The organism is Variovorax sp. GW531-E2, from assembly GCF_059423125.1.
Window position 1 is genome coordinate 87554 of sequence record NZ_JBWKXQ010000019.1, and the last position, 6927, is coordinate 94480.

Below are 6927 nucleotides of genomic sequence, written 5' to 3' on the forward strand. Positions count from 1 at the left end.
GGGGTGCTCCTAGGCCACGGCGGGCTCGGGTTGCGGGAGGCTGGCGAGCATCGCTTCGGCGAACATTTCGGCCGTGCGCGCCGCGGCGGCGGTCATGATGTCGAGGTTGCCGGCGTACTTGGGCAGGTAGTCGCCCAGGCCTTCGACCTCCAGGTAGATCGACACGCGGTGGCCGTCGAAGACGGGCCCGTTCACGAGCTTGTAGCCCGGCACGTACTTGCGCACTTCGGCGATCATTTCGTGCACCGAGGCCGTGATGCGCGCCTCGTCGGGCGGGCCTTCGGTGAGGCAGTGCACCGTGTCGCGCATGATCAGCGGCGGCTCGGCCGGGTTGACGATGATGATCGCCTTGCCCTTGGCCGCGCCACCCACGCGCTCGACCGCACCGGCCGTGGTGCGCGTGAATTCGTCGATGTTCTTGCGCGTGCCCGGGCCGACCGAGCGGCTCGACACGGTGGCTACGATCTCGCCGTAGGCCACCGGCTGCACGCGCGACACCGCCGCCACCATCGGAATGGTGGCCTGCCCGCCGCAGGTGACCATGTTGACGTTGGCCGGCCGCGCACCGCCCGCCATGAGCAGGCTCTTGAGGTTGACCGGCGGCACGCAGAACGGACCGATGGCCGCCGGCGTGAGGTCGATCATGAGCACACCGAGCGCGTTGAGCTTGGCGCTGTTCTCGGCATGCACGTAGGCGCTGGTGGCGTCGAACGCGATCTGCACGCCGTCGGCCTGCACATGCGGCAAGAGGCCGTCCACGCCCTCGGCCGTGGTCTTCAGGCCCATCTCGCGGGCGCGCTTCAAGCCGTCGGATTCGGGGTCGATGCCCACCATCCACACGGGTTCGAGCACCGGGCTGCGCTGCAGCTTGGCGAGCAGGTCGGTGCCGATGTTGCCGGGGCCGATCAGCGCGCACTTGATCTTGTTGGGGGTCGTCATGGGGTTGTCTCCTTCAGTGGAAGCGCACCGAGCAGCCGCCGAGGCCGCCGATCGAGACGCGGAAGTTGTCGCCCGCCTTGGCAGGGAACATCGCGGCGAGCGCGCCCGACAGGATCACCTCGCCCGCCTTGAGCCCGATGCCCAGCGCACCGAGCGTGTTGGCCAGCCAGGCGACCGCGTTCACCGGCGAGCCGAGCGCGGCGGCGCCCGCACCGGTGGCGATGATTTCGCCGTTCTTCTCCAGCACCATGCCGCAGGTGGCCAGGTCGATGCGGCGCGGATCGACCGCGTGGTCGCCGAGCACGAACACGCCGCAGGAGGCGTTGTCGGCCACGGTGTCGGCGATCTGGATCTTCCAGTCGCGGATGCGCGAATCGACGATCTCGAAGCAGGGCATCACGCACTCGGTGGCGGCCAGCACGTCGGCGTTGCCGATGCCGGGGCCCATGAGGTCGCGCTTGAGCAGAAAGGCGATCTCGCCCTCGGCCTTGGGCTGGATGAGCGTGGCGCTGTCGATCGACTCGCCCTCGCCGACGACCATGCCGTCGAGCAGGTAGCCGAAGTCGGGCTGGAACACGCCCAGCATGTTCATCACGGCGCGCGAGGTGACGCCGATCTTCTTGCCGACGACGCGCTCGCCGGCTTCGAGGCGGCGCGCGATCATGCGCTGCTGGATGCCGTAGGCGTCGGCGATGGTGATGCCTGCGTGCCGGCTGGTGAGCGGCTCCACGACGCTGCGCTCGCGCAGCGCGTCGTAGAGCTCGTCGCCGAGCCGCTGGATGAGGGTGGGGTCCATGGTGGGTTCTGTCCTTTGCTCTGTCTCGGGTGAATCAATCAATCGGTCAATCGGCTTCGTTGAGGAAGTCGCCGACCAGGCGGGCGAAGCGCGCGCTGTGCTCGATCTGCGTCCAGTGGCCGCAGCGGCCGAACACATGCAGCTGACTGCGGGGAATCCACTGGCTCAGCGTGAGCGAGGTGGCCAGCGGGATCACCTGGTCTTCGCGGCCGTGGATCAGCAGCGTCTCGTGCGGCAATGCGCGAATGGCGGCCTCTGGGCTCGCCATGGCATCGACCCAGCGCTGGCGCGGCGCGGGGAACATCGCGCCGAAGGTCTCCTGGAAACCGGGCCGCATGCTGGCCTCGTAGCGCAGCTGCGCGAGCTCGTCGGTGACGAGGGCGCGGTCGAACGCGAACACATCCATGATCCGGCGCATGTTCGCGAACGAGGGCGTGTAGCCCCACACGGCATCGAGCCCCGGCGTGATCGCGAAGGGCACGCCCACGCTGCCCATGAGCACCAGCCGGCGCACGCGGTGCGGCGCGCGGACGGCGAGTGCCAATGCCAGCGCACCGCCGAAGGAGTTGCCCACCACGTCGGCGCGTTCGATGTCGAGCGCGTCGAGCAGGTCCAGCGCCTGCCGCACCCAGGCGTCCATGGTGTAGGCCGCGCCGGGCACGCGCTCGGTGAAGCCGAAGCCGGCCATGTCGGGCGCGATCACGCGGCGCGTCTGCGCGAGCACCGGCAGCACCAGTCGCCAGTTGGCCCAGGCACTCACGCCCGGGCCCGAGCCGTGGATGAAGAGCACCGGTGCGCCCTCGCCCAGGTCGTGCACGTTGGTGTGGAACGCACCCGTGCGGATGCTGTTCGCGATTTCGGGGTTGCTCACCGCGGGGCCCTCACAGCTTGATGCAGACGTTGCGAAGTTCTGTGTAGAACTCGAGCGAATGCACGCCGCCCTCGCGGCCGATGCCCGACGACTTGGCGCCGCCGAATGCCGTGCGCAGGTCGCGCAGGAACCAGCTGTTGACCCAGCAGATGCCGACCTGCACCTGCCTGGCCACGCGGTGCGCGCGACCCAGGTTCTCGGTCCACACGGTGGTCGCCAGGCCGTAGTCGGTGGCGTTGGCCAACGCGATGGCTTCTTCCTCGGTGTCGAAGGGCGCGATGTGGCAGCAGGGGCCGAAGATTTCCTCGCGGATCACCGAGGCCGTCTCGGGCAGACCGGTCCAGATGGTGGGCTGCACCCAGTGGCCCTCGGCCAGCGCGCCGGGCATCGAGGGCACGCCGCCGCCGGTGACGACGGTGGCGCCTTCCTTCGCAGCCTTCGCGTAGTACGACAGCACCTTCTGCTGGTGCTCGCGCGAGATCAGCGGGCCGATGCCCACGCCGGCTTCTTCCGACGGCCCCGGCTTGAGCGCCTCGGCCCTGGCCTTGAGCGCCGCGACGAACTTGTCGAAGATCGGCCGCTGCACGTAGACACGCTCGGTGCCCAGGCACACCTGGCCGCAGTTCTCGAAAGCCGAGCGCGTGATGCCGGCCACGGCCTTGTCGAAATTGGCGTCGGCGAACACGATGCCGGCGTTCTTGCCGCCCAGCTCGAAGGACACGGGCCGCACGCCTTTGGCGGCCGCCCCCATGATGGCCTCGCCGGTGCGCGTCTCGCCCGTGAAGGTGATGCCGTCCACGCCCGGGTGCGTGGTGAGGAATTCGCCGGCCGAGTCGGGCCCGAAGCCGTGCACCACGTTGTAGACGCCGGGCGGGATGCCGACCGCGTTCATCACCTCGCCCAGCAGCGTGGCGGTGGCCGGCGTTTCTTCCGAGGGCTTGACCACCACCGTGTTGCCGCAGGCCAGTGCGGGGCCGACCTTCCAGGTCATGAGCAGCAGCGGCAGGTTCCACGGGCACACGACGCCGATCACGCCCAGCGGCGAGCGCACCGCGTAGTTCAGCGCCTGCCCGCCGTCGGGCGTCGTCATCTCGAAGCTCTCGGTGGGCACGTTCTTCACGATGTCGGCAAACACCTTGAAGTTGGCCGCGCCGCGCGGGATGTCGACGTGCGAAGCCAGCGCGTGCGGCTTGCCGGTGTCGGCCATCTCGGCCGCCAGGAAGTCGTCGAAGCGCCGGTTGATCTCGTCGGCCACGGCGTGCAGCAGCTCCGTGCGGCGCGCGACGCTCATGCGGCCCCACTCGCCGTTCAGTGCCGCGCGTGCGGCGCGCACGGCCGCATCGACCTCGCCGCGGCCGGCCTCGTGCACCTTGCCGATGACGCGGTTGTCCACGGGCGCGCGGTTGTCGAAGGTCTTCGTCGTGGCGACGAACTCGCCGCCGATGAAGTTCATGAACTGTTTCATCGCACCGTCTCCTTCAGGTCACCACGCTCAGGAAGTTCTCGTTGAGCTTGCGGTCGTGATAGAAGATCGCGCGCCCGAGTTCGTCGTCGGTCCACACCAGCGGCGGCTTGTCGGGGTAGAAGATGTAGCCGCCCGAGAACACCTCGTTGCGGTTGCCGCTCGGGTCGAAGAAGTAGATGGTTTCGCCGCGCGTGATGCCGTGGCGCGTGGGGCCGATGTCCAGCGACACGCGCTTCTTGGTGATGATGTCGGCCGCCTTGAGCACCTCGCCCCAGTTGTCGAGCAGGAACGACGCGTGGTGGAACTTGTTCTTCTCGGGGTGGCGGATGAACGCGATGTCGTGCGGCTTGGTCGAGCAGGTGAGAAAGGCCGCGATGTACATGCGCTCGGGGCCCGCCACCACGCTCTCGGCGAGCTGGAAGCCCAGCACCTCGGTGAACAGCTTCATGGTGCCGTCGAGGTCGTCGCCATACAGCAGGCAGTGGTCGAAGCGCGAAGGCGCCATGCCCTTGAGATCGTCGGGGTAGACCTCGGGGTTTTCATACGGCATGCCGTTGCCGACTTTTTCTTTCTCGGCGAAGAGCTCGATGGCATGGCCGGTGGGCACGGTGAAGCGAAAGCGCGGGCCGGTGCGCAGGTGCTCGCCGGCTTCGATCCACTGCATGTCGGTGGCCAGTCCGCTGGCCTTCAGGTCGGCCGCGAGCTGGTCGAGCGTGGCGGGCGAATCGACGCGAAAGCCCATGAAGTCCATGCCGGCCTCGTCGGCTTCGCGCAGCACGACGCTGTGGTGGTCGTGCTCGTCCCAGGCCTTGAGGTAGATGCGGCCCTGCGCATCGCGCCCGGTTTCGATCAGGCCCAGCACGTCGCGGTAGTGCGTGAGGGCGGCCCCGAGGTCGAGCACGCGCAGTTGCACGTGTCCGGGGCGAATGACGCCAGTGAGTGCCATGGAAGTCTCCTTTGGTGGGTGAGGGAAAGGTTCAGGTGGGGGAACGGGGAACGGCGGGTTGCGACGCGAGCAGTCGCCGCTCGATGCAGCGCGCCAGCTTCTCGACAGCGCGCAGGGCCAGGTCGCTCTGCGGGTACGCGCGGCAGGCCAGCACGTAGCCTTGGGCTTCTTCCTCGGCGCTGACGTGGCACCGGCTCATGCGCTCGCGGCGCACGGCGCCCGACTCGATGCGCACCTTGCACACGCCGCAACCGCCGCCGCGGCAGCCGACCGGGATGCCCTTGCGGCCGAGCTGCTCCATGCCGCCGAGCAGGGTCTGGTCGGCGCGGCACACGTAGTGCTCGTGGGTGTTGCCGATGGCGACGGAAAAGCGCATGACCGGCTCCACGTCACAACGCCTTGAAGAGCGGGCTGCGCGGCGCCGCGGACGCGGCATCGGCGGCGGTGAAGAATTTCTCGGTGTAGATGTCGCGCTCGAACAGGCGGCCCTGCATCAGCGTGGCGATGCAGGCCTCGGTCATCGGCGGCGGTCCGCACAGATAGGCCTTGTGGCCGCGGAAGTCGTTCGCGAAGTGGGCCTTCAGCGCCTCGTGCGCAAAGCCGCGCGCGCCAGGCCAGTCGCTGTCGGCCGGCAGGTCGGACAGCACGGGCACGTAGGTGAAGTTGAGGTGCCGCTCGGCGAGCTGCTCGAAGAGCGCGCGGTAGTACAGCTCTTCGGTGTTGCGCGCGCCCTGCACCAGCGTGATCGGCAAGGTGCAGCCTTCGGCCAGCAGGTCGAGCACCATCGACTTCGGGCTCGACAGGCCCGAGCCGCCGGCCACGAAGATCATCGGCAGGCCGGCCGACTTGCGCACGAAGAAGCGGCCGTTGGGTGCGGTGAAGCGCAGGCGCTGGCCCAGCTGCAGTTCGTCGTGCAGCCAGCCGGTGGCGCGGCCGTTGGGCACGCGGCGGATGTGCAGCTCGACGAGGTGGTCGTCGGGTGCGTTGGCGATCGAGAAGGCGCGCGCGCCCTCCACGCCCGGCACGTGCAGCATCACGTACTGGCCGGCCTGGAACGGCGCCGGCCGGTCGGTGCGCAGCCACAGGCCGCGGATGGTGGGCGTGAGCATGCGGGCCTCGACCAGCTCGGCGTCGAAGTCTTCCAGCGGCAGGAACTGCGCGTCGGGGTCTTCGTCGATCTCGGCCTCGATGACCAGGTCGGCCTGCGCCATCGCGCAGCACGCGAGGATCTTGCCGTCGTCGCGCTCGAAGTCCATGAGCGCGAAGTTGGACGCGTCGCCGTGCTCGCACTCGCCTTCGAGCACCTGCACCTTGCAGGTGCCGCACACGCCGTGGCCGCAGGCGTGCGGCAGCCACACGCCGGCGCGCAGGCAGGCGTCGAGCACGGTCTGTCCGTCGCGCGCCGCCACGGCCTGGCCGAGCGGCTCGATCATGATCTGGAAGCTCATGGCAAGGCCCTCCGGTACTCAGCTGAACGAGCCGCCGATGCCCGTGAGCCCGGGCGTGCGAAAGCGCAGCGCCGACTTGTGGACCAGGCCGTTGTCGGCCAGCGACTTCGCCGCGTCGGGCGCGAAGGGCTTGCCGGAGTCGAACCATTCGACCTTCGACCAGTCGACCTTTTCGAAGTCGGGGTGGCTGCCGTACACGCCGGGCAGCACGTCGCTGATGAGCGCGCCGAAGGGCATGGCCGCGGGCAGCGGCAGGCACACGGGGGCGCAGAAGAGCAGGTGGTCTTCCCAGCCGATGTAGAGCAGGCGGTTGCCGTGGAAGCGGTCTTCGCTGTCCATGACGGTGCCGGTGTAACCGGGGGCGAGTGCAACAACAGACATGTTGGTCTCCTTGTTTCGGGGTGAGCGCCGCCCACGCCGTGCGTGGGGCACGGCGGGAGCGCGGGGGTCGATGAGGGGTGG

The 6927-nt window shown here is 69.0% G+C and carries 8 protein-coding genes; all 8 read right to left on the reverse strand.

Annotation, left to right across the window (positions count from 1 at the left end; all coding sequences use genetic code 11):
- Window positions 1-9 precede the first annotated feature (9 nt).
- Genes AC07XP_RS13840 through AC07XP_RS13875 form a run of 8 tightly spaced genes read right to left on the reverse strand, consistent with a single transcriptional unit; the run spans window position 10 to window position 6846 of the window.
- Entirely contained in the window at window positions 10-939 is a 930-nt protein-coding gene (locus tag AC07XP_RS13840; RefSeq protein ID WP_495264984.1) for an acetaldehyde dehydrogenase (acetylating), read from the reverse strand.
- A 13-nt stretch (window positions 940-952) separates the two neighbouring features.
- Window positions 953-1735: a 2-oxopent-4-enoate hydratase gene (gene dmpE / locus AC07XP_RS13845; RefSeq protein ID WP_495264985.1), complete on the reverse strand. Its 783-nt coding sequence runs from the start codon at window positions 1733-1735 to the stop codon at window positions 953-955.
- A 46-nt stretch (window positions 1736-1781) separates the two neighbouring features.
- On the reverse strand, window positions 1782-2606 hold the full coding sequence (locus AC07XP_RS13850; RefSeq protein ID WP_495264986.1) for an alpha/beta fold hydrolase: 825 nt from the start codon (window positions 2604-2606) through the stop codon (window positions 1782-1784).
- A 10-nt stretch (window positions 2607-2616) separates the two neighbouring features.
- Window positions 2617-4071, reverse strand: coding sequence for a 2-hydroxymuconic semialdehyde dehydrogenase (locus tag AC07XP_RS13855; RefSeq protein ID WP_495264987.1), 1455 nt, complete (start codon window positions 4069-4071; stop codon window positions 2617-2619).
- Window positions 4072-4084: 13 nt separating this feature from the next.
- The gene (locus AC07XP_RS13860) at window positions 4085-5017 is read right to left on the reverse strand and encodes a catechol 2,3-dioxygenase (protein ID WP_369645212.1); all 933 of its coding nucleotides are present in this window, start codon (window positions 5015-5017) and stop codon (window positions 4085-4087) included.
- Between the two features lie 31 nt (window positions 5018-5048).
- On the reverse strand, window positions 5049-5393 hold the full coding sequence (locus tag AC07XP_RS13865) for a 2Fe-2S iron-sulfur cluster binding domain-containing protein (RefSeq protein ID WP_307584416.1): 345 nt from the start codon (window positions 5391-5393) through the stop codon (window positions 5049-5051).
- Window positions 5394-5406: 13 nt separating this feature from the next.
- A complete protein-coding gene (locus tag AC07XP_RS13870) occupies window positions 5407-6465 on the reverse strand; it encodes an NADH:ubiquinone reductase (Na(+)-transporting) subunit F (RefSeq protein WP_495264988.1) in 1059 nt (352 codons plus the stop codon).
- Between the two features lie 18 nt (window positions 6466-6483).
- The gene (locus tag AC07XP_RS13875; protein WP_354344627.1) at window positions 6484-6846 is read right to left on the reverse strand and encodes a phenol hydroxylase subunit P4; all 363 of its coding nucleotides are present in this window, start codon (window positions 6844-6846) and stop codon (window positions 6484-6486) included.
- Between the last annotated feature and the right edge of the window lie 81 nt (window positions 6847-6927).